The following is a 22,376-nucleotide window of genomic DNA, read 5'->3' on the forward strand; positions in this document are numbered from 1 at the left end:
CCGTGAAGGATTTCCCTGGCATTCGCTCATTTCGCTAAGCAATTCTAAGCTTTTCTTTGTTTTCAAAAGTCCTACCCTCGTGAGCCGACATCCGTGTCGGCCACTCGGCTCTGCACGTCCGTGTGCAGAATTACGGACTTTTGAAAAGTCGAAAAGCAAGAATTGCTAGAGCTCATGAGAGATGCCTTTTTGAAATCCATTCACGGGGCTCTTGCAAAGTCTAAACACAAATGAGAGTTTGTCTACAATCTGAGGCATGTAAGGTTAAGACTTACATGCCTTTTTTAAACTCTGTTATTGCATATAAACATGTGAAAATAACCACAATACTTCCACCAGGAGATATATTTAGATAAAAAGATAAAATAATTCCAAAGACAACAGAAAATAGTGAAATCAGCACTGAATATAGTTGAAGTTTTCTAAAGTTTGATACAAGTTTCATGGATATTGCGCCAGGAATAACTAATAGGGCTGAAATTAAAAATCCTCCTACGATTCTTAAGGAAATCCCAATAACAAGAGCAACTAAAATATTTAAAACAAGATTTAAAAGCTTTACATTAATTCCAGAAACATAAGCTCCATCCTCATCAAAGCAAATATATAAAAGCTCCTTCTGAAAAATCAGGATTAACAACACGGAAGGAATTGCAATTAATAAAATCAAAATTAAATCTGCCCGTGATATAGCAACAATACTGCCAAACAAATAATTCATTACATTTGCGGAGCTTTTTATCCTACTAAATATAATGGCTGAAAAGCCTAAAGAGGCCATTGTAATCATTGATAATGAAATTTCTGCAAAGCCCTTAAATTCTTTTCTTAATCTTTCTAGTGCTATCGCAAAAAATATTGTTATAACAAGAGCTCCAATAAGTGGGTTTATACCGATTAATAATCCTAAAGCAACGCCTAAAATGGCACTATGGGATAATGTATCACCAATTTGTGAAAAGCGTTTTAAAATAATATAATTTCCAATAAGTGGCGCTATAATGGAAATTATAATTCCAGCTATAAAAGCCCTTTGCATAAAAGCATATCTTAACATGCCAACACTTCCTTTAATCCGTAAGATATATTTGTTTGTATTTTTTTGCTGAAAATTCCTTTGCACCAAATATAGTTAAAATCTCCCCATCTTTCATGCAAACAACCTTATCGGCATAATCCTTTATTGCAAAAATATCATGGGTAACCATAACTATCGTTGTATTATTTTTCTTTTGTTCAAGTAAAAGATTATATAGGATTTCCTCTGATTTTGAATCTATTCCCACAGTAGGCTCATCCAATATCAGTATTTCTGGCTCTGATATAAGAGCCCTTGCTATAAAAACTCTTTGCTGCTGTCCACCGGAAAGTTTACCAAGCTGTTTATCCTTCGTTTCATATAAATCTAATTTTTTTAAAATATCATCTGCCTTTTTAAAGTCCTCTTTGTTAAACCTCCTAAAAAATCCCTTTTGAGGGACTAATCCTAAAAGGACAGTTTCCTTAACACTGATAGGAAAAAGCTGATTAAAGCTTGAAACCTTTTGAGGAACAAAGGAGATTTTTCTCTTTTGTTCCTTACAATCTTCCCGTCCAAACAATTTTACTATTCCTTTATAAGGTTTATATATACCTGTAATAACATGAACCAATGTGCTCTTTCCTGAACCATTTGGACCTACTATAGTGCAAAGTTCTCCCTTTTCTATTTTCAAGTTTATATCCTTAAGAACAATTTTTTCCTCAAAGCCAAAAGAAACATCTATAAGCTCAATCATATACGACACCTTCATTCCTTTAATGCTTTTATAATATTATCTATATTCTTTTCCATAAGTGTAACATAATTTTCCTTTTTTTCAACATCCTGAGGGACAGCACCCATGCCAAATATTTCAAGTTTTTCTACCCCAGTCGCTTCAACAACCGGTCTTATTATGTTTTCATTTTCTGTCCTATCGAATAATATATATTTTATATTCTTTTCTTTAATAAAATCAATAACCTTTGCAACCTCCTTTGGTGAAGGCTCCTCAACCTCCTCCTGTCCTGTTAAAGCTACCTGAGTTAATCCAAAATCCCTCGCTAAATAGCCAAATGCAGGATGAGCAATAACAAAAACGTCCCTTTTTAAATTTGCCTTTTCCTTTTCAAACTTTTCATTGATTCTTTCCATTTCAAGTTTTAACTTATAAAAGTTTTCTTCATAATAATCTTTGTTAACAGAATCTATCTCTATCAATGTATTTTTTATGTTTTCAGCTATAATTATTGCATTTTTAGGTGACGTCCATACATGAGGATCCTCTTCTATTTTATTTATACCTTCGGATACCTCAACAATTTTAACATTGCTGCCCTCCGAAGCCTTTTTTGCCCATTCATCGATATGCCCTATATAAAACACTGCTCTTGATTCCATCATTTCAGCAATATCCTGAGTTTGTGGTTCGAAGGAATGAGGTTCTGCAGTTCCTTTAACTATTCTTTCAACTTCGAATTTGTCTCCTGCAATAAATTTCGTTATTGAGTATACAGGATAAATAGTTGTGTATATTTTGTTATTCTGCTTAGTAATCTTTGAACAAGCAGAAAATAAAATCATCAATGATAAAATAATGATTGTAAATAACCTCTTCATACAATCACTCCTTCTTTTATTTTAACATAAACAGCAACAGAAGTCGCACACTTCTGTAAGTGGGTGATGAATGTTGCAAAAATATATAAAAAATGCTACAATTATTATAGCGAAAACCAAGCTAAAATAAACCATGTAATTGGTATATCTGGGGAAGGAACAGCCCTTTGAGCGTGGGATAACTTGCTCCGCTGGGAGTATTGACCACGAAGCCACCACTTCTATAAGTGGGGGTAGTTCACATCATATGCTAATTATACATAACATAGCAATATATGTCAAAACCATGAAAAAAGGATGCTTAGTGCATCCCTTTTAAAACTTCTTTTAATGCTGATATAAATCTTTCATTTTGCTCCATCCTTCCAGTTGAAACTCTTATCCACCCTGGCATCTCGAATAAATGTCCTGGCCTTACTATCACGCCTCTTTTTAAGAGTTCATTGAATACCACCTTATCATCAGCCTTTAAATCGACCATTACAAAGTTTGCTTGACTTTCTATATATTCAAGTCCTATATTTTTAAATTCTTCATAAAAATACTCTCTTGATTTTTTATTAAGTTCCACGACCTTCCTTAAAAATTCTTTATCTTTTAATGCTGCAAGTGCTGCATTTTGGGCAATTAAGTTAACATCAAAGGGACCTACAACTGCATTTATATATTTTGCTATATTTTCATTTGCAATTCCATAACCAACCCTTAATCCTGCAAGTCCATAGGCCTTTGAAAAGGTTCTTAAAATAATCATATTGGGATATTTTCCAAGCAAAGGAATGGTTTGAGGATAATCTGGGTCATCCACATATTCATAATACGCCTCATCCATTACAAAAATAACATCCTTTGGAATTTTATCTATTATGCTAAAAAGTTCATCCTTTTTTATAATTGGTCCGGTGGGATTATTTGGTGTGCAAAACCACAATATTTTAGTTCTTTCTGTAATAGCATCTACCATTTTTTCTACATCAAGTTTATGATTTTTCATAGGAATTTTTACAACATTCCCACCCATTATCTTTGTATTATCCTCATATCTTTGGAAGGAAACTTCACCCATTATGCTTTCATCGCCCGGATCGATAAAAATAGAGCATATCGCCCTTATAATCGAATCAGAACCTGTTCCTAAAAATATATTATCAGGTTTTACTCCTAATTCTTCAGCTAATTCCCTTTTTAAATCAAAATTTGCAGCATCAGGATATAAATTAACTTGGTATGCTAATTCATTTATTACCTTCGTAACCATAGGTGAACAACCTAAAGGATTTTCATTTGATGCCAATTTAATAATATCATTAAGCCCCAATTCTCTTTTTACTTCATTAATTGGTTTACCTGCCGTATAAGGTTTTAGCCTTAAAACAGATTCTCTTAGTTTCATCGCCATCCCCCTATTTTTTAAATTTTCTTGACAATTTTAATTATCTCATTTTTCTTAATATTTTGCAAACAAAAAAATAGGAGCTATGCTCCTATTCACCTAGATATTTTACTTCTGTTTCAAGCATGACCCCAAACTTTTCATATACCTTTGTTTGGATTAGTTTAATAAGGTTTAGAACATCTTCACATGTAGCATTGTCAAAGTTTATTATAAATCCTGCATGCTTTTCTGAAACCATCGCACCGCCAACTTTAGCTCCCTTTAATCCTGCATCTTCTATAAGTTTTCCAGCATAATATCCTTCTGGCCTTTTAAATACACTTCCTGCACTTGGATAATTTAAAGGCTGTTTTTCTGCTCTTTTCCTATTTAAGTCCTCCATAAGTGCCTTTATTTCATCAAAATTCCCTTTTTCTAATTTTAATTCTACTTCTAAAACTATATATTCATTTTTTTGAACATTGCTAAACCTATATGCAAATTCCAACTCTTCATTTTTTAAATTTCTAACATTCCCTTCCCTATCTAAAACCATTACTCTTTCTACTATATCCTTCATTTCACCGCAGTAGGCACCAGCATTCATAAAAACAGCTCCACCTATGCTCCCGGGTATTCCGGATGCAAATTCCATCCCCTTTAGAGAGTTTCTTAATGCCTCTGCTGAAACCTTTGCAAGGGATGCTCCTGCTTCTGAGATTACCCTTTCACCGATTACCTCAACTTTATTTAAACTTGTTGTTTTTATTACAACCCCTCTTATTCCCTTGTCGGAAACCAAAAGATTAGATCCGTTGCCTATTAAATAATATTTTATATTTTTCTTCCTTAAAAATTTTATTAAATCTACAAGTTCTTCTTTGCTATTTGGAATAACTAAAAAATCAGCAGGACCTCCAATTTTAAAGGATGTATGATTTTTCATCGGCTCATCTATTAAAACTTGTCCAGAACCTAATATCCTTTCAAGTTCGTTTTTTATATCCATCTTTTTTTCTCAACTCCTTTAGTCCTTTACTATATAATATATTTAAACAAATTTAATGTAATTACCAACGTAAAGCCTTTGGAAAATAATTTTTTAAAATACCCTTTGACATCTTCCCCCAGGATAAAGAATACCCATCAACATCAACAAGATACCAGCCATCCTCTAAATCAAAATTCAAGGTATAACCTTCGATATATTTATCCGCTTCATTTGTTTTACTGGATAAACTAATATTTAATTTAGCTTCATGCGGCTTTAAAGATGCTGCTAAGGAATAGTCCGGCTCAAACCTATTCTTTTTAAATTCACCAAGCAAAATCCCTGGCCTTAACACATTAAGGGGTGTAAAATCAAAGGAATTTTCCGGAAGATAATATAGTCTGTCTCCCCTCAAAAAAAATCTATCTTCATCAAATTTTTTGTTAAGATAATTCTTTTCAAATTCCTTAAAGTCCGATATATTCTGCTTTTTTATATTGGATTTTATCCTTTGAGGAGATTTTACCTCCCCATCTTTTTTATAAAATAATGCCAAGAAGTGTCCTTCACCCTTTAGTCTGTGTGGAAAGAGCCTTGCTGTCTTTTTAAGTTCTTCGTTGTCTAAAATTTCAAAAAACCCTTCTCTAAAACCATAGTTTTTTTCTATGTTAATAAGTTCAAATTCCTCATGTTTCTTTAAAAATTCATCTACTATGAATTCATTCTCCTCAACAGAAAAGGTGCATGTTGAGTATATTATTAATCCACCAGGCTTTACCATTTTTGCTGCACTTTTTAATATTTCCCTTTGCATTGATTGATATCCTAAAACATTTTCCTCACTCCATTGGTTCAGAGCATCTTTGTCCTTTTTAAACATACCTTCTCCTGAACAAGGTGCATCAACTATTACCTTGTCGAAATACCCTACAAATACCTTTTCTAGCTCTTCTGGTGAATTATTTGTAACTATTGCATTTTTTATGCCCATTCTTTCTATGTTTTGAACAAGTATCTGGGCCCTTTTAAGCTTTATTTCGTTTGAAACCAAGAGACCCTCTCCATTTAAGTAACAGGCAGCCTGAGTGGATTTTCCCCCAGGCGATGCACAAAGGTCTAAAACCCTTTCTCCAGGCTTAATGTTAAGCTGAGGTGTTACGGACATTGCACTGGGCTCTTGAATATAGTAAAGTCCTGCAGCATGATATGGATGCCTTCCTGGTTTTTCTTCACTTATATAAAGTCCATTTTTTGCCCATGGAACTTCTCCCTTTATCTCAAAGGGGCATATCTTTAAAAATTCTTCATAGTCTATCTTTAAAGTATTTACTCTAATCCCTTGGTATCTATCTTCTTTGTAGCTCCCTAAAAAAGCTTCAAATTCATCCTTCAAAAGAAATTTCATCCTATCTAAAAACCTGTCTGGCAGTTTCATCCAATTCTCCTCCAACGTTAAAAAGCCCTTTTTTCTTCCAAAAATTTTTTAAATCTTTCTACATCAGTAGTAATTACATATTTTTCATCTGCCCCAAGTTCCTCCAATAAAGAAACCGACTTATCAAGCAATCCTACTTCATAGCAGATATGAGCATCGCTTCCTGTCGTTAAAAGGTTGCCATTTTCAAGGGCCTTATATGCTATTCTTTTGCAGTTTTCATAACTTCCCGGTCTTGATGTTGTAAAGGAACTGTTATTAATCTCAATTAGAACATTATATTCCTTTGCAGCCTTTAGAACCTCATCTATATCAATTTCAAAAATTGGGTTTCCAGGATGGGCTATCGCATGAACATATTTATTTCTAATTGCACCAATTAATGCTCTTGTATTATCCTTTACACTTCCTGGCATTATGCATACATCATGCAAACTTGCTATTACAAAATCTAATTTGCTTAATCGTCCTGCATCAAGATCTATATTTCCTTCATAATCTATTATATTTAGCTCAACACCCTTTAAAACTTCAACCCCATGGATAAATTGAGGTATAACCTTCAAATTGCCAAAATGAAATTTATGAGGTCCTCCTGGCATGGCGGGGCCGTGATCTGTCATAGCAATTAATTTAATTCCCTTTTTACTTGCCTCCAAACAATTTTCAATCAAAGTGCTGTAGGCATGGCCACTCGCTATTGTATGAGTATGTGTATCTATTAAAGGTTTAATCAATTCAATCACCCCATTATAATCAAAAATAAACCTTTTATATTTTAACATCTAAAAGAGCTATCTTCAACGTTAATAAATTAACTGTGAAAATATTCATAAACCTTTTGTGCTATATTTTTATTCATACCCTTTACCATCATTAGCTCTTCAATTGTGGCATTTTTTATGTTTTCTATGCTTTTGAAATGTTTAATAAGTTCCATTTTTCTTTTCGGTCCAATTCCTTGAATTTCATCGAGTTCAGACTTAATAACACTTTTTGTTCTTAAGCTTCTATGATATTCAATAGCAAACCTATGAACTTCCTCTTGGATTTTATATATAAGTTTGAAGGAATTGGAATCCTTTAAAATAGAAATTTCATCACCATTAAAAACTAATGCCCTTGTCTTATGTTTTTCATCCTTAACCATCCCTGCAACTTCTATGTTAAGTCCGAATTCTTCTAAAACCTTCAACGCCACATTAACTTGACCTATCCCTCCATCCATTAGGATAAGATCAGGAAGTTTATTAAACTTATTTTTAGGGTTATCCTTATTTTTTATTTCTTCAAAATACCTATAAAACCTTCTTCTTAGAACCTCCTCTAGGGCATCATAGTCATTTTGCCCTTTGACGTTTTTTATTTTAAATCTTCTATACTCTTTTTTAGCTTCCCTTCCGTTTTCAAATACAACCATAGAACCTACCATATCTACGCCACTAATATTTGAAATATCATAGGCCTCTATCCTAATTGGCAACTTTTCCAATCCAAGTATTGCTTTAAGCTCCTCAAGGGCACCAAAGGTTTTTTGCCTTTCTTTTATTATTTTTGCCTTAACCTGATTAAGGGCTGCCTCTGCATTTTTTTTAGCCATTTCAACAAGGTCTAATTTATCCCCCTTTTTAGGAACCCTTATCTTTACTTTACTTCCTCTTTGCTTTGATAAATAAGACTCTATTATACTTATTTCTGGAATATCCCTCTGCAGAACAATATCCCTTGGAATGTATTCTTCACTTGTATAATATTGAACTATAAATTGTGATAAGAGCTCATCTATATCATCAGCATCTTTAAAGTAAAAGTTTTTACTACCTAAAAGCTTTCCACCCCTTATATAGAACATCTGAAGGCAGGTACCATTTTCATCTCTTGCAAAAGCTATAACATCCTCATCTTCAAGGACCGATGATATAATCTTTTGTTTTTGCTGAATTTTCCTTATGGCATTTATTTGATCTCTATACTCTGCTGCCCTTTCAAATTCTAAGTTCTCTGATGCCTTTAACATTTTATCTTCCAATTCCTTAATTATTTCTTCATGTTTTCCATTTAATAGCTTAATTATACCTTCTATCATCTGCATGTAAGTTTCCCTTTTAACATCGCCTTTACAAGGTGCAAGGCAAAGCCCAATATGATAATTTAAACAGGGGCGCCCAACCTCAATCCCAAAACTAACATTTCTATTACATGTCCTAATCTTAAATAGTTTTTTTATTAACATCAATGTTTCCTTTACAGCAGAAACATCGGTAAAGGGACCAAAATACTTTGCCCCATCCTTTTCAAGCTTTCTTACCATCAATACCCTTGGATATTCTTCATTTAGTGTCACTTTTATATATGGATAGTGCTTATCATCCTTAAGCAAAATATTATACTTGGGTTTATGTTTTTTTATAAGGTTGCATTCGAGAATTAATGCTTCAAGTTCATTATCTGTTAATATATATTCGAATTCCTTGATTTGGCTTACCATAGCCCTAACTTTAGGATGTTGGTTTTTAGAGTTTTGGAAATACTGTCTTACCCTATTCTTTAAAGATACAGCCTTTCCTATATAAATTATTTCTCCATTTTCATCCTTCATTACATAAACTCCTGGGCTATCCGGAAGATTTTTTAGCGCCTCATTTATATCAAACATACTTCCACTCTCCTAAAATTATTTATTTTAATAATATTTCAGGAAGTTTAAAGGTAAGATAAATAAGGCCAATGGAGATTATAAGGCCTTCAAATAGATTTCCCCAAAAGGACCCTACTGCAAAGGTTATTGGCATTTTGTATTTTTTCTTTTTAAAGGGATAAAAAAGAGAAACACCTCTATTAGTAAACATATCAGCTATTAAATGTAGCCCATATCCTATAAAAAAAGGCACTATATATTCCTTAAAACCATATATCCTTGCAGCATAACCAAAGGTGCCACCAAAACATAAAAGACCGGTTAAACTATGGGTTATTCCATTTCTATGGGAAGAAAAACCTGTTAAAACAAAAAATATCCCTATAGTTTCTACGTATTTTAAGTTTAAATAAAAAAAGTTTAAAAGCAAGAAAAATACCCCTAATGTAAAATATATCGTCGTCTTTACTGCTTTATTTTTAATAGGAAGTATATATTTATTCAAGAGAGCTTTAGGATGATCTATATCAGGCAAAAGGGAGGCTATAGCACAAACTAAAAGTCCTCCTAATGATAATTCTACCATCTTATACTGCGATAATGCTACTGCAGATATTACTCCAATCCCAACATGGGTTTTTCCCGTCATGTTAACTCCCCTTTATGTAAACTTTACCTATAGTATATACCAAAACTATCTATCGAACAAGTGTTTGTAGCTAAATTGTCTTATCAAAAGAAAAAGGGAAGAGACAACCTCTCCCCCTTATTTAAAATATTCACTTACAAGCTCCCTTGCTATTTCAGCCGCTCTTTTACCGCCTGTTCCTCCTTTTTCAACGATTATTGCAAAGGCAATCTGTGGATTATTAGCCGGTGCAAATCCAACAAACCATGAATGAGTTTCGCTGCTATTTGGAATCTCTGCCGTTCCAGTTTTACCTGCTATAACTATATTAGACAATTTTGCTCTAACGCCAGTTCCTTTGTTAACTACATCAATCATATATTCCTTTATCTTCTCAGCTGTTTCCTTGTCGATGGCCCTTGTTAAGACCTGAGGTTTCTTTCTTTCTAATACTACACCATACTCATCTTTAATTTCTTTCACCAAATATGGTTTCATCATTATGCCTTCATTAGCAATTGTTGCTGCAACAAGTGCCATTTGCAGTGGATTTGTTGCAACTCCATGCTGTCCTATTGCAGATTGGGCTAAAAGTGCTCTACTGTTTTTATCTTCTAAATTATATGTAGACTTTCTTATAACTAAATCCTCAAGGACTATATCCTTATTAAATAAAAATTTTTCAGCTTCACGATTAAGATTATTAAATCCCAGCTCCATTCCTAAACTGCCAAAGGTAAAATTGCATGACTTAGTAAAAGCTTTCTTCAAATCTATTTTTCCATGGGCTTCTGAGTTAAAATCCTTTAGAACATAGTCCCCTATTTTTAACTTCCCGGTGCATAGCCATTTTTCATTTCCTATGTTTTCGATATTCTTCAGCGCGGCAGCTGCTGTAATTATTTTATAGGTTGAGCCTGGTGGATAAAACCCTTGAGTTGCTCTATTTAAAAATGGATTCCCCTCAACATCGTTTTTATATTTTTTAAAATTTTTATCTATACTTTCAGGGTCAAAGGATGGCTTAGATACTAAAGCTAAAATCTCACCCGTCTTTGGATTTAATACAACAATTGCCCCTTTATCGCTACCGAGCAATTTATAGGCCCTATATTGAAGAGCATAGTCTATCGTCAGTGCAACGTTGCTTCCCCGCTTTTCACCTTCAAATGTTTGGGCAAACTTTCTAAAAATGCTCCCTAATAAATCGTAATAAAATGTTTTGCCTGAAAGAGCATCATTATATAAAAGCTCTATTCCTGTTTTGCCATAAATATAGCTATTATAACCTACAACGTGAGCAAATATTTCGCCATCTTTGTAGTATCTTTTTTGGCCATCTCTGGTTCTCTTACTATATACTATCTGCTTCCCATTCCTGTCAAATATCGCTCCCCTCAAAACGTCCTCTTCGGATAATTTTATCCTTGGATTTGAACTGTCCCTAACAATATTTTCTGATAAATATAGATTAAAATAAGTTAAATAACCTATTATAACCAAAAAAATTAAAGAAAAAAATACTATAAGAGCCTTTATATTTCTAAGAAGTTTTTCTTCATTCATCGCTATTCCCCACTTCTGAAATCTTTTGAAGTATCCCTATAGAAAGAAAACTAATAGTCATAGAACTTCCTCCATAACTAACAAATGGCAAAGTAATACCTGTAAGAGGAATCATTTTAGTAACTCCGCCAACTATAACAAATACCTGAAACGCAAACATGCTTGCTATACCAACAGCAACAAGTCTTGAAAAATCATCTTTAGCATAAAGGGCCGTCCTTAACATCCTATAAATTAAAAGAAGATATAATATAAGTAAGGCAATAGCCCCTAAAAGTCCAAACTCCTCTGATATGGCAGAGAAAATAAAATCCGTATGAACTTCAGGAATTACCTCTGGATGTCCTCCTGCAAGTCCCGTTCCAAACAAACCACCGCTTGCAATTGCAATTAAAGACTGGCATATCTGATACCCTGCACCATATTTATCCTTCCATGGATCTAGCCATATATTTACCCTTCTTTTAACATGATCAAACATAAAATAGCTTAAAAATCCACCAATGCCGAACAATCCTAAACCGGATAATATATAGCTAATTCTTGATGTGCCAATATAAAGCATAGTCATGAAAATACCAAAAAACATAAGGGCTGATCCTAAATCCTTTTCAAGGACAAAAATGATTATAGATAAAACTACTGGAATAGAGTATCTCAAAACATCTTTATAGTCGTTTATTTTTTTGATTACGCCGGATAAATAAAATATTATAAACAATTTCCCAAGTTCCGACGGCTGAAAGCTAAAAGAACCAATCTGAATCCAGTTTTTAGAACCTTTAATTTCCCTTCCCAAAAATAATGGTAAAGTTAGTATAATTATAGTTAAAAGGGCAAATGTCAAGGAATATTTTTCTAATCGTTTGATGTTGGGAAACAATAAAAGAACAAATATAAATACTGTAACACCAACTGCAAACCAAGCCATTTGCCTTACCGCCCTTTGAAGATCCAACCTATAAAGCATAACAAGTCCAAACTGAACAATAAAAGCCGAAATTATAAAAAGATATTTATCGACATTGGGATAAAATCTTTTGATTATAAAATGGCCATAGAAAATTAAAATAATAGAAAAAGCACCATAAATGAATGGAGCTATTTCAAAAGTTCCTCGATGTAGAGAAAGAATAAGAAATAATAAAATTATAATTAAATATATATTTTTTAGTATGGACTTTTCTAAATTAACCATAGAGCCATCTCCTATTCAAGAACTTTTAAGGATATCCTTCCTATATCGATTATATCGCCTTCTTCGATCTGTTCAATCTTATCTATTCTCCTCCCATTTACATATGTTCCATTAGTGCTGCCTAAATCTTCAATAAATAGTCTATCATCTTTTACGAATATCTTTGCATGGTTACCTGAAACATATGGATCCTTAATAACTAAATCGTTATCAAAGTTTCTTCCTATGCTCATAACTTTATGAATAATATATAGTGAGCCTTTAGTTATACCAATATCCTCAGGAGCATCATTAATTTCCAATGCAAATTCTTTTTTATGAGCTTTTATCCTGTTTATACCCTTTAAATCCAAATACATTATCTTAATAATTCTAAAAATAACTAAATATATAAGTCCGATAACAATAAATTTTAAAATCATAGCAATTTCCTTCATAAAATCACCTACATGTTAAAAATATAAAACTTTAAAAGAGCAAGTATCTCCCTAATAAATCCAGTTATTTCAAAGTAGAGCCAGTCTGTAACAAAGCATCCTGCATAGCTTGCCCTAATTCCAAGTTTGTTTGCTATTAAAGATGCCCTTTTTAAATGATATTTATTGGATACTATTATTGCATCTTTAAAACCCATATATTTCATTATTTCCATTGAATTAAGTAAATTTTCATAGGTCGAATATGATTTATCCTCTTTTATTATATATTTTTCTTTTACACCCTTCCTTTTAAGATATATTTGCATAGCTTCAGCTTCAGAAATATTTTCGTTCTTACCTTGACCTCCAGAAACTATTATATATTTTGCATATCCATTTTCAAATAATTCTATGGCTAAATTTAACCTCGCCTTTAAAAAGTGGCTAGGTTCATTTCCCCGAACTTTACACCCTAAAACTATAATGCAATCTGCCTTTTTGGGTTTACTGTTATAGCCAAAGTAAATAATTTGTCCTGCCAAGAAAAAAATCAGCAAAATCAAAAGCATAAAACCATAAAATAAAAATTTTTTCAAATTAATCCCCCCTGATTATTTAAGTATATTATATCCACAAAAAAACAAGACCTGCAAGTGCAAGTCTTGTAATAAGATATTATACTGCTTGTAATGCAAGTTCTATATCCTCTTTAATTCCCTTCTTCTCATAAAAATTATTGTTATATATAAAACCATCATTATAGACGTAAATAGCATATTCCTTACCATTTATTTGGAATTTTAAAATCAATTTTTCACCTTCTTTGTTCTGTAATTCACCAACCGCCTCTGCAGTTCTTAAGGTTCTTATTATCTTTTCTTTTATATATGTGTAATCTCCATTGATAACTTCATTCTCAATATCCTCTATCTTTAATTTTTCAGCTTTAAATAAAAATACTAAATCATTAACATCATTAAGCTTATTTACAGGAAGTATTCTTTCCATCTCATTCCAGATATCCTTTGGAACAAGATAAAAACTAAAATACTTCGGATCCCTAACTAAAATTTTTGTTTTATCTATAAACAAAATTTCTTTATTTCCAAATCTAAGCATATAAAGTGGAAATGCAGGTGATATGGCTTGACCTGTAAAAAAGTCATCGTCATTTATTATATTAGATTTTTCTAAAGCTTCTATAAGTCTTTTCCTATCATTTTGACTCAACAGCTTTTCCTCTGAAACGTCTTTAGCAATCAAAGTAACTTCTTCATTTTTCTTAATTTCATCGATAACAGGCTGAAAATTGCCATTAGTGTTCTGCATTTTACTATTAAACAATTCAATTTTTATCCTCTGTCTAAAAGGAATACCTAATAAGGTATAATCAAATACAATATTTTCAAGTTCTGAGTTTAATCCATATATTCTAAATACCAATAATATCTGTGCTCTGGACTTCCTTTTTAAAATAAAAGGTTTTGTTTCATCTATTTCCTTAAATGTTTCTTCTGGGTTATTGGTTACATCTCGAAGACCCAATTTTTCAATTTTAACATTTTTCGAATTAACTTTCATATCCATTATCTTTAAATCAAACATACTTGGATTGTATATTCCATAGTAAAAATACCAGTCATTATTAGGATTTTCAAGAAGGACGCTTTTGTCCAGCCACACCCTATCCGTAAGTTTTATTGGTGGATTTATTTTATAATAGGTTAAAGTAAGGGCATAAAAAAATAAAATAAGAAATATTGGAATCAATATAATTTTTAATAAAGTTTTCACAGCAATACCTCCAAAACTAAACTCCTATATATATTTTACCATATTTTTCTAAAAAATAAAGAGCAGCCTCAGCTGCTCTTTATCCCAAATATTTTCTTAAATACTGCCCTGTATAAGACTTTTCATTTTTTATTATATCTTCTGGAGTTCCTTCTGCAATAACCTGTCCACCTCTGTCGCCACCTTCAGGACCTAAGTCTATAATATAATCAGCACACTTTATTACATCAAGGTTATGCTCAATAACAACTACTGTATTGCCTGTTTCTACTAATCTATAAATAATCTCAATCAACTTTCTAACATCCTCCATATGAAGTCCTGTTGTAGGCTCATCCAAAATATAAAGGGTTTTTCCTGTGCTTCTTTTTGAAAGCTCATAGGCAAGCTTTATCCTTTGAGCCTCTCCTCCGGATAATTGGGTAGAAGGTTGGCCAAGTTTAATATAGGATAAACCAACATCATAAAGGGTTTGAAGCTTTGATTTAATCCTTGGAATGTTTTCGAAAAATTCAAGGGCTTCTTCTACTGTCATATCCAATACATCAGCAATATTCTTGCCCTTATATTTCACCTCCAACGTTTCTCTGTTATATCTTTTACCCTTACATACTTCACATGGGACATAAACATCCGATAAAAACTGCATTTCTATTTTAATTATTCCATCTCCACCACAGGCTTCACACCTTCCGCCCTTTACATTAAAGCTGAACCGTCCAGGCTTATATCCCCTCATTTTTGCCTCCGGTGTTTGAGCAAATACTTCCCTTATAAGATCAAACACTCCTGTGTATGTCGCAGGATTTGACCTTGGAGTTCTTCCTATGGGCGATTGGTCTATATCTATAACTTTGTCGATGTATTCTATTCCAAGTATATCGTTATGGGCGCCAACTTCATATTTTGAACCATAAAGTTTTTTTGCAATACCCTTGAAAAGTATTTCATTTACAAGGGTGCTTTTACCGGATCCTGAAACACCTGTAACACATGTAAAGACTCCAAGGGGAAATTTAACATTTATATTCTTTAAATTGTTTTCCCTTGCACCTTTAACTTCAATCCATTTTCCGTTTGGCTTTTTTCTTTCCTTTGGAACTTCAATTTTCCTTTTTCCGCTTAAATATTGACCTGTTATTGAGTTTTCACATTGGGCAATCTCATCAGGAGTTCCTGCTGCCACAACATATCCTCCATGCTGCCCTGCACCAGGTCCTATATCTATAACATAATCTGCGGCCCTTATAGTATCCTCATCGTGTTCAACGACTATCAATGTGTTCCCTAAGTCTCTTAAGTGCTTTAAAGTTGCAAGAAGTTTATCGTTGTCCCTTTGATGAAGCCCTATGCTTGGTTCATCAAGTATATATAAAACTCCAACAAGTCCAGAGCCTATCTGGGTAGCAAGCCTTATTCTTTGGGATTCACCACCTGACAATGTAGATGCTGCCCTTGATAAAGTTAAATAATCTAGCCCTACATCCACTAAAAATTTAAGCCTTGCTTTTATCTCCTTTAGTATTTGATTTGCTATCATTGTTTCCTTTTCCGTTAAGTTCAATTTCTCAAGAAATTCAAGATGCTCCCTTATAGTAAGGTCGCTTAACTGGGCTATGGAAAGCCCGCCAACGGTTACGGCAAGACTTTCCTTTTTAAGCCTTGCGCCTTTACAAAGTGGACATTTTTTAACCGACATATATCCTTCAATTTCTTCTCTAATATACTGAGAATTTGTTTCCCTATACCTTCTTTGAAGATTAGGAATAATACCTTCAAAGGAATAAAGCATTTCTCCCTTCGCATTATCCCTTGTAAATTCTACTTTAAACTTTTCTCCATCGCTGCCGTATAAAAGCACATCTACTGCCCTTTCATCTATGTTTTCAAGAGGCTCATTTAAGCTAAACCCATAATGTTTCGATAATCCCCTAACAACTGCATAGGTCCATCCTGATTCATCTAATGTCCCCCAGGGTTTGATGGCCCCTTCCTTTATCGATAAGCTTCTGTCCATTACGAGCTCAGGGGAAATTTCCATCATGATGCCTAATCCATCACACTCAGGGCACTTACCAAAGGGGCTGTTAAAGGAAAACATCCTGGGCTCAAGATCCCCAATACTTATGCCACAGTCTGGGCAGGCAAATTTTTCACTGAACAAAAATTCTTCGCCGTCTATTATTTGCACTATAACTAAACCCTCAGCAAGTTTTAGGGCAGTTTCAATTGAGTCGGTAAGCCTTGACCTTATTCCTTCTTTTATTACTATTCTATCTACAACAACTTCTATATTGTGCTTTATGTTTTTTTCTAATTTAATATCTTCGTTAAGTTCATAGGTTTCACCGTCTATCCTTACTCTGACAAAACCATTCTTTTTTATATTCTCCAATACCTTAACATGTTCTCCCTTTCTTCCTCTAACTATAGGTGCTAAAATTTGAAGCTTTGTTCTTTCAGGGAATTCTAATATTTTATCCACCATTTGGTCAACAGTCTGCTGTTTAATTTCTTTACCGCAATTAGGACAATGGGGAACACCAATTCTTGCATATAATAATCTAAGGTAATCGTATATTTCTGTAACCGTTCCAACAGTTGATCTTGGATTTCTGCTGGTGGTTTTTTGGTCGATTGAAATTGCAGGAGATAAACCTTCTATATAATCAACATCCGGTTTATCCATCTGACCTAAAAACTGTCTTGCATAGGCCGAAAGGGATTCTACATATCTTCTTTGACCTTCTGCATAGATAGTATCAAAGGCAAGGGAAGATTTTCCTGACCCCGAAAGTCCTGTTAATACAACTAATTTATTTCTTGGAATTTCTACATCTATATTCTTTAAGTTATGTTCTCTTGCACCTTTAATTATTATATTATCTTGAGACATCCTATCTCTCCTTTTCCTTTTTAAGCTTGAATAAAAGGTCTCTTAACTTAGCAGCCCTTTCAAAGTCAAGTTCTTTTGCTGCCTTGTGCATTTGTTCTTCGATATTTTTTATAAGAAGTTCCTTGTTTTCCTCATTTAAATCTATATCCTTAATTTCAACCGGCTTTGTCGCCTCAATAACTTCAAATACAGGCTTTATTATAGTTTTTGGAGTTATACCATGTTTTTTGTTATATTCCATCTGTATTTTGCGCCTTCTATTTGTTTCATCTATTGCCCGTTTCATTGAATCAGTAATAGTATCTGCATACATGATAACTTTGCTTTCAGCATTTCTTGCAGCTCTTCCAATTGTCTGTATTAGCGACGTTTGTGACCTTAAAAAGCCCTCCTTATCAGCATCTAAAATTGCAACAAGGGCAACCTCAGGAATATCTAATCCTTCCCTCAAAAGATTTATCCCAACTAATACATCAAATTCTCCAAGCCTTAAATCCCTAATTATTTTCATCCTTTCAATAGTATCTATATCAGAATGCAAATATCTAACCTTAATTCCTGCCTCTTTAAGATAAGAAGTTAAATCCTCCGCCATTCTTTTAGTAAGAGTAGTAACAAGGACTCTAAATCCTCTTTCAATAGTTTTAGATATCTCACCAATAAGGTCATCTATTTGCCCTTTTACTGGTCTTACTATTATTTCAGGATCCACAAGACCTGTTGGCCTTATTATTTGTTCTACAACTTGAGTTGAATTTTTTATTTCATATTCAGCCGGTGTTGCACTTACAAAGATTACTTGATTTATCTTTCTCTCAAATTCGTTAAACTTTAAAGGCCTGTTATCATAGGCAGAAGGAAGTCTAAAACCATATTCAACAAGGTTATCTTTTCTTGATTTGTCTCCACCATACATTGCTCTAAGCTGTGGGATAGTAACATGGCTTTCATCTATAAACAAAAGATAATCATCTGGAAAATAGTCTAATAGAGTATATGGCGGCTGTCCAGGTTGTCTTCCATCAAAGTGCCTTGAATAATTTTCTATGCCTGTGCAGTATCCAACTTCCCTTAGCATCTCAATATCATATTTTGTCCTTTGCATTAATCTTTGGGCTTCAAGAAGTTTCCCATTGTCCATAAGTTCTTTATATCTTTCCTCAAGCTCCCTTTCTATCGATTCAATTGCCCTTTCAATTTTTTCCTTTGATGTGGCATAGTGGGATGCCGGATAGATGGAAACGTGATTTCTCTCTGCTAATATTTCTCCAGTTAAGAAATCTATCTCACAAATTCTATCTATCTCATCTCCAAAAAACTCAACCCTTATTGCCTTCTCATTGGAGGATGCTGGAAAAATCTCAACAACATCTCCCCTAACTCTAAAGGTTCCTCTATGAAAATCTATATCATTTCTTTGATATTGAATATCTATAAGTTTTCTAAGAACATCGTCCCTATCCTTTTCCATTCCAACCCTTAATGATAAAACTAAGTTTTTATACTCAAAGGGATCTCCAAGGCCATAAATACATGAAACTGATGCAACTATAATGACATCCCGCCTTTCAAACAAAGCCGATGTTGCCGAGTGTCTTAATTTATCTATCTCATCGTTAATAGATGCATCCTTTTCAATGTAGGTATCGCTTTGGGGAACATAAGCTTCAGGTTGATAATAATCGTAGTAACTAACAAAATATTCAACAGCATTATTAGGGAAAAACTCTCTAAACTCGTTACAAAGCTGTGCAGCAAGGGTTTTATTATGGGCAATAACTAAAGTAGGCTTTTGAACCCTTTCTATTATATTTGCCATAGTAAAAGTCTTACCAGAACCTGTTACCCCTAAAAGAGTCTGACATCTATCTCCCCTTAATATTCCATCAACCAGCTTTTCTATAGCCTCAGGCTGGTCGCCTGTTGGTTTAAATTTTGAAACTATTTTAAATTCACCCATATTTTCACCTCAAGAACAAATGTTCGCAATTTGATTATATTCCTTTATCTTTTTATAGTCAAATATAATTTTACACTAAATATAATTATTAGCAAGTAACAATAATTTCTTGTCGATCAAGCCATCATTTTTATACAAGAATTTACAAATGTAAGTTTTTGTATAATTTTTTACTTTAACATATTCACTTTAAGTTAAAGTTCCACTTGAAGAAAATAATGTAAATATGTTCCATTAATTTCTATTGACAAGCCTCTATAAATAAGGGATAATATAAGAGAAATTTTGCCGAATGTCCTTTTGGACAACGGGGGATTATCCTTTGGGGTGAATCCAATTATTTGGTAGGGACACTCTCTTCCCGAACCCGTCAACTAACCTCGTAGGCATAGAGAGGTGATACAAATGAAAAAGCTCATATCAATCTTACTAATTATTTTGCTAATTTTTAACGGAGAGACATGGACAAGCGTCCAGGCTGCACCTTCTAAAAAGACTTCAAGGGCCGTAAAGAAATCTTCAGCAGACACAACAACGAAAAAAGTTAATAAATCTTCTTCAAAAACAGCTTCAAAGAAAAAGAATACTACTATAAGAAGTAAAACATCAAAAACTAGCAAAACAAAAATAGCCACTTCTAATAAAAAGAAGGCTCCAAAAAAAGTTACAACTAAGTCCACTGCAAAAAAAAGATTATCAACTAAGTCGACAACCAGAAGAATCGTAGCTTCAAGAAGTGCAGCTGGATACGGTGAACTTTTAGATTGGTCAGTAGCAAAGGAAGTATTTTCTATAGGTTCTAAAGCCAGGGTTATAGACCTTTTAACAGGAAAATCCTTTTATGTTATAAGAACATATGGACATTTACATGCCGACGTTGAGGCAGCTTCAAAGGAAGATACCGAAATAATAAAGGACATATGGAATGGATTTTCTTGGGAAAGGCGCCCTGTTATCGTTGAAGTTAATGGAAGAAGAATTGCAGCATCTATGACATCTATGCCCCATGCAGGCGTTGACTCAGCACCAGAAGGAAAAATAGTAAATGGTCGTTCAGGTGGTTACGGCCGTGGAATGAATTTAGATAAAATAAAAGGAAACGGAATGGACGGCCACATTGATATACACTTTTTAAATAGTAGAAGACATAAGGATGGTGCAGTAGACAAAGATCATCAAGAAATGATTAAAAAAGCTGCTGGATTTTAAGAAAATGAGCTCTAAAGGATTAAACCCCTTTAGAGCTCATTGTATTATACATTTCTATCAATGTCTTAGTTATTCTTATCCTTAATGCATTGACGTTATTAAAATCCATTGCATTGATATAATATTTTTCTAGTTCATCGTGGAGCTGTTTAATGTTAGTATAAATCTTCTTAGCTTTATTTATCTCCTCAGCATATTCCCTTTCGATTGCCTTTATTGGGTCTTCATTCTCATGGACGATATTCGTATCAATACAAGTAAACATGTCAACAACCTTATCATCAAGTTCAGGTTCAAAAACATGGGGTGCAGTTCCATCAAGTAGAGCAAAATCTAGTTCTCTAATTATTATCATATCAATGCTTGATGGATCAAAGGCACAATGATAAAATTCAACATCGTAACCTTTATTAAGTGCAGCCTGAGCAATCTTTTTTGTCATTGTTGATTTTCCTGTCCCCGGTCTTCCCTTTACTATATATCTATTTTTAATATCCTGCGTTAAATTGTCATAATAGCATACTTGTCCTTGTGGTGTCATAGCCCCTGCAAACCTGTGCCATTCTTTAGGTTTTTTATGGGTGCAACCTTTAATAACTTCATCAATTAACCTATCAGTGATTTCATTTGCCTTATTAAAATCCATTCCCTTTAAATATTCCTTTTCCCATTTATCGTGAATTGATTTAGCAACTCTTAGATGTTTAAAAAATGCTTTGTATTGATTTTCTATCTCATCAATATAAAATTTTATAATATCCCTTCTACTTCTTAAGTAATCGATATCCCAATACTCGCCAAAATCAAGCAATCTCTCAACTGCCCCAGGATATTTAGGATCAATAACATGGGGTGCAGTTCCATCGACAATTACAACATTGATATCGTTAATTACAATTGCATCAAGTGAATCCTTATCAGCTGAGCAGTGAACAAAGTCAACGTTCATTCCTTCCTTTAAAAGTTCTTCTCCGATAAGTCTCATAAAGGTTGATTTGCCTGTTCCAGGGCCTCCTTTTATAATGTAAACCCTTTGGGCATCCCTTAAAACATAGTCAAAATAATTAACAAAACCTGCGGAAGTGTTTGCACTTGCAAGATAGTGTCTTGATTTTACCATATTATCCCCCAAAAATAGAATTCTGATTTATAATATGCAATTGAGGGCTGTTATGTTAATCATTTTATAAATTACTATTCAAATATTTTCTTTTCCTAAAGCATTATCTCCAAGTGAACTACCTCCACTTATAGAAGTGGTGGCTTCGTGGTCAAGGTAACTTCTGTTACCAGATTACCCACGCTCAAAGGGCTGTTCCTTCCCCATATATACCAATCACATGGCTAATTTTAGCAAATTCTTGCTTGCATTTATATCTCTATCATGAACTGCACCACACTTTGGGCATTTCCATTCTCTCAATGCTAAATTCTTTACATCAGGATTTTTATATCCACATTCACTACATGTTTGACTTGATGCATAATTTTGTGGTGCTATTATTATTTCTCTGCCATACCATCTTGCTTTATATTCTAACATCCTTCTAAATTCTGCCCATGATACTTCTGTTATTGCTTTGGCTAATTTATGATTTTGTTGCATATTCTTTACCTGTAAATCTT

At 33.4% G+C, this 22,376-nt stretch carries 19 protein-coding genes and 1 riboswitch; of the genes, 1 reads left to right on the forward strand and 18 read right to left on the reverse strand.

Features of this window, described 5'->3' with window-relative positions; genetic code table 11:
• Positions 1-271: 271 nt before the first annotated feature.
• The 16 genes from Q3V94_RS09045 to uvrB all read right to left on the reverse strand — a co-directional run bounded on the left by Q3V94_RS09045 (position 272) and on the right by uvrB (position 19,541).
• Complete coding sequence (locus Q3V94_RS09045; protein WP_303527018.1) at positions 272-1,057, reverse strand: metal ABC transporter permease; 786 nt, start codon at positions 1,055-1,057, stop codon at positions 272-274.
• A gap of 13 nt (positions 1,058-1,070) precedes the next feature.
• Positions 1,071-1,778 (reverse strand): metal ABC transporter ATP-binding protein, encoded by a 708-nt coding sequence (locus Q3V94_RS09050; protein ID WP_303527021.1) that lies wholly within the window; start codon positions 1,776-1,778, stop codon positions 1,071-1,073.
• Between the two features lie 11 nt (positions 1,779-1,789).
• Entirely contained in the window at positions 1,790-2,641 is an 852-nt protein-coding gene (locus Q3V94_RS09055) for a metal ABC transporter substrate-binding protein (RefSeq protein ID WP_303527024.1), read from the reverse strand.
• Between the two features lie 301 nt (positions 2,642-2,942).
• Entirely contained in the window at positions 2,943-4,034 is a 1,092-nt protein-coding gene (gene hisC / locus Q3V94_RS09060) for a histidinol-phosphate transaminase (protein WP_303527027.1), read from the reverse strand.
• Between the two features lie 91 nt (positions 4,035-4,125).
• Entirely contained in the window at positions 4,126-5,025 is a 900-nt protein-coding gene (gene murB / locus Q3V94_RS09065; protein ID WP_008908822.1) for a UDP-N-acetylmuramate dehydrogenase, read from the reverse strand.
• A gap of 61 nt (positions 5,026-5,086) precedes the next feature.
• Positions 5,087-6,442: an RsmF rRNA methyltransferase first C-terminal domain-containing protein gene (locus Q3V94_RS09070; RefSeq protein WP_303527029.1), complete on the reverse strand. Its 1,356-nt coding sequence runs from the start codon at positions 6,440-6,442 to the stop codon at positions 5,087-5,089.
• A 17-nt stretch (positions 6,443-6,459) separates the two neighbouring features.
• Positions 6,460-7,176, reverse strand: coding sequence for a phosphatase (locus Q3V94_RS09075; RefSeq protein ID WP_303527049.1), 717 nt, complete (start codon positions 7,174-7,176; stop codon positions 6,460-6,462).
• Positions 7,177-7,256: 80 nt separating this feature from the next.
• Positions 7,257-9,098 carry an excinuclease ABC subunit UvrC gene (gene uvrC / locus Q3V94_RS09080; protein WP_303527032.1) on the reverse strand — a complete coding sequence of 614 codons (1,842 nt, stop codon included), beginning with the start codon at positions 9,096-9,098 and terminating at the stop codon, positions 7,257-7,259.
• Between the two features lie 22 nt (positions 9,099-9,120).
• Positions 9,121-9,729: a metal-dependent hydrolase gene (locus Q3V94_RS09085; protein WP_303527034.1), complete on the reverse strand. Its 609-nt coding sequence runs from the start codon at positions 9,727-9,729 to the stop codon at positions 9,121-9,123.
• Positions 9,730-9,846: 117 nt separating this feature from the next.
• Positions 9,847-11,274, reverse strand: coding sequence for a penicillin-binding protein 2 (locus tag Q3V94_RS09090; RefSeq protein ID WP_303527035.1), 1,428 nt, complete (start codon positions 11,272-11,274; stop codon positions 9,847-9,849).
• Positions 11,267-12,472 (reverse strand): FtsW/RodA/SpoVE family cell cycle protein, encoded by a 1,206-nt coding sequence (locus tag Q3V94_RS09095; protein ID WP_008908815.1) that lies wholly within the window; start codon positions 12,470-12,472, stop codon positions 11,267-11,269. The genes Q3V94_RS09090 and Q3V94_RS09095 overlap by 8 nt, the downstream gene beginning before the upstream one ends.
• Positions 12,473-12,483: 11 nt before the next feature.
• Positions 12,484-12,909 carry an FHA domain-containing protein gene (locus Q3V94_RS09100; RefSeq protein WP_303527036.1) on the reverse strand — a complete coding sequence of 142 codons (426 nt, stop codon included), beginning with the start codon at positions 12,907-12,909 and terminating at the stop codon, positions 12,484-12,486.
• 8 nt (positions 12,910-12,917) lie between these two features.
• A complete protein-coding gene (locus Q3V94_RS09105) occupies positions 12,918-13,460 on the reverse strand; it encodes a YdcF family protein (protein ID WP_303527051.1) in 543 nt (180 codons plus the stop codon).
• 106 nt (positions 13,461-13,566) lie between these two features.
• Positions 13,567-14,685 (reverse strand): hypothetical protein, encoded by a 1,119-nt coding sequence (locus Q3V94_RS09110; RefSeq protein WP_303527038.1) that lies wholly within the window; start codon positions 14,683-14,685, stop codon positions 13,567-13,569.
• Between the two features lie 79 nt (positions 14,686-14,764).
• Positions 14,765-17,581, reverse strand: coding sequence for an excinuclease ABC subunit UvrA (gene uvrA / locus Q3V94_RS09115; protein ID WP_303527040.1), 2,817 nt, complete (start codon positions 17,579-17,581; stop codon positions 14,765-14,767).
• A gap of 1 nt (position 17,582) precedes the next feature.
• Positions 17,583-19,541 (reverse strand): excinuclease ABC subunit UvrB, encoded by a 1,959-nt coding sequence (gene uvrB / locus Q3V94_RS09120; RefSeq protein WP_303527042.1) that lies wholly within the window; start codon positions 19,539-19,541, stop codon positions 17,583-17,585.
• 276 nt (positions 19,542-19,817) lie between these two features.
• Positions 19,818-19,944: riboswitch (cyclic di-AMP (ydaO/yuaA leader) on the forward strand.
• A gap of 2 nt (positions 19,945-19,946) precedes the next feature.
• On the opposite strand from uvrB, the gene Q3V94_RS09125 reads away from it, so the two are divergent.
• Positions 19,947-20,750, forward strand: a complete 804-nt coding sequence (locus tag Q3V94_RS09125; RefSeq protein ID WP_303527044.1) for a hypothetical protein — start codon at positions 19,947-19,949, stop codon at positions 20,748-20,750.
• A 19-nt stretch (positions 20,751-20,769) separates the two neighbouring features.
• Here Q3V94_RS09125 and Q3V94_RS09130 read toward each other — a convergent pair whose 3' ends face one another.
• Both Q3V94_RS09130 and Q3V94_RS09135 read right to left on the reverse strand, forming a co-directional pair.
• Complete coding sequence (locus Q3V94_RS09130; protein WP_008908808.1) at positions 20,770-21,870, reverse strand: PRK06851 family protein; 1,101 nt, start codon at positions 21,868-21,870, stop codon at positions 20,770-20,772.
• 216 nt (positions 21,871-22,086) lie between these two features.
• Positions 22,087-22,376, reverse strand: a 290-nt coding sequence (locus tag Q3V94_RS09135) for an RNA-guided endonuclease TnpB family protein (RefSeq protein WP_303527046.1), incomplete at its 5' end; no start/stop codon positions are given.

The sequence above is a fragment of the Caloramator sp. CAR-1 genome (genome assembly GCF_030546345.1).
GTDB classification, from domain to species: Bacteria; Bacillota; Clostridia; order Clostridiales; family Caloramatoraceae; genus Caloramator; species Caloramator australicus.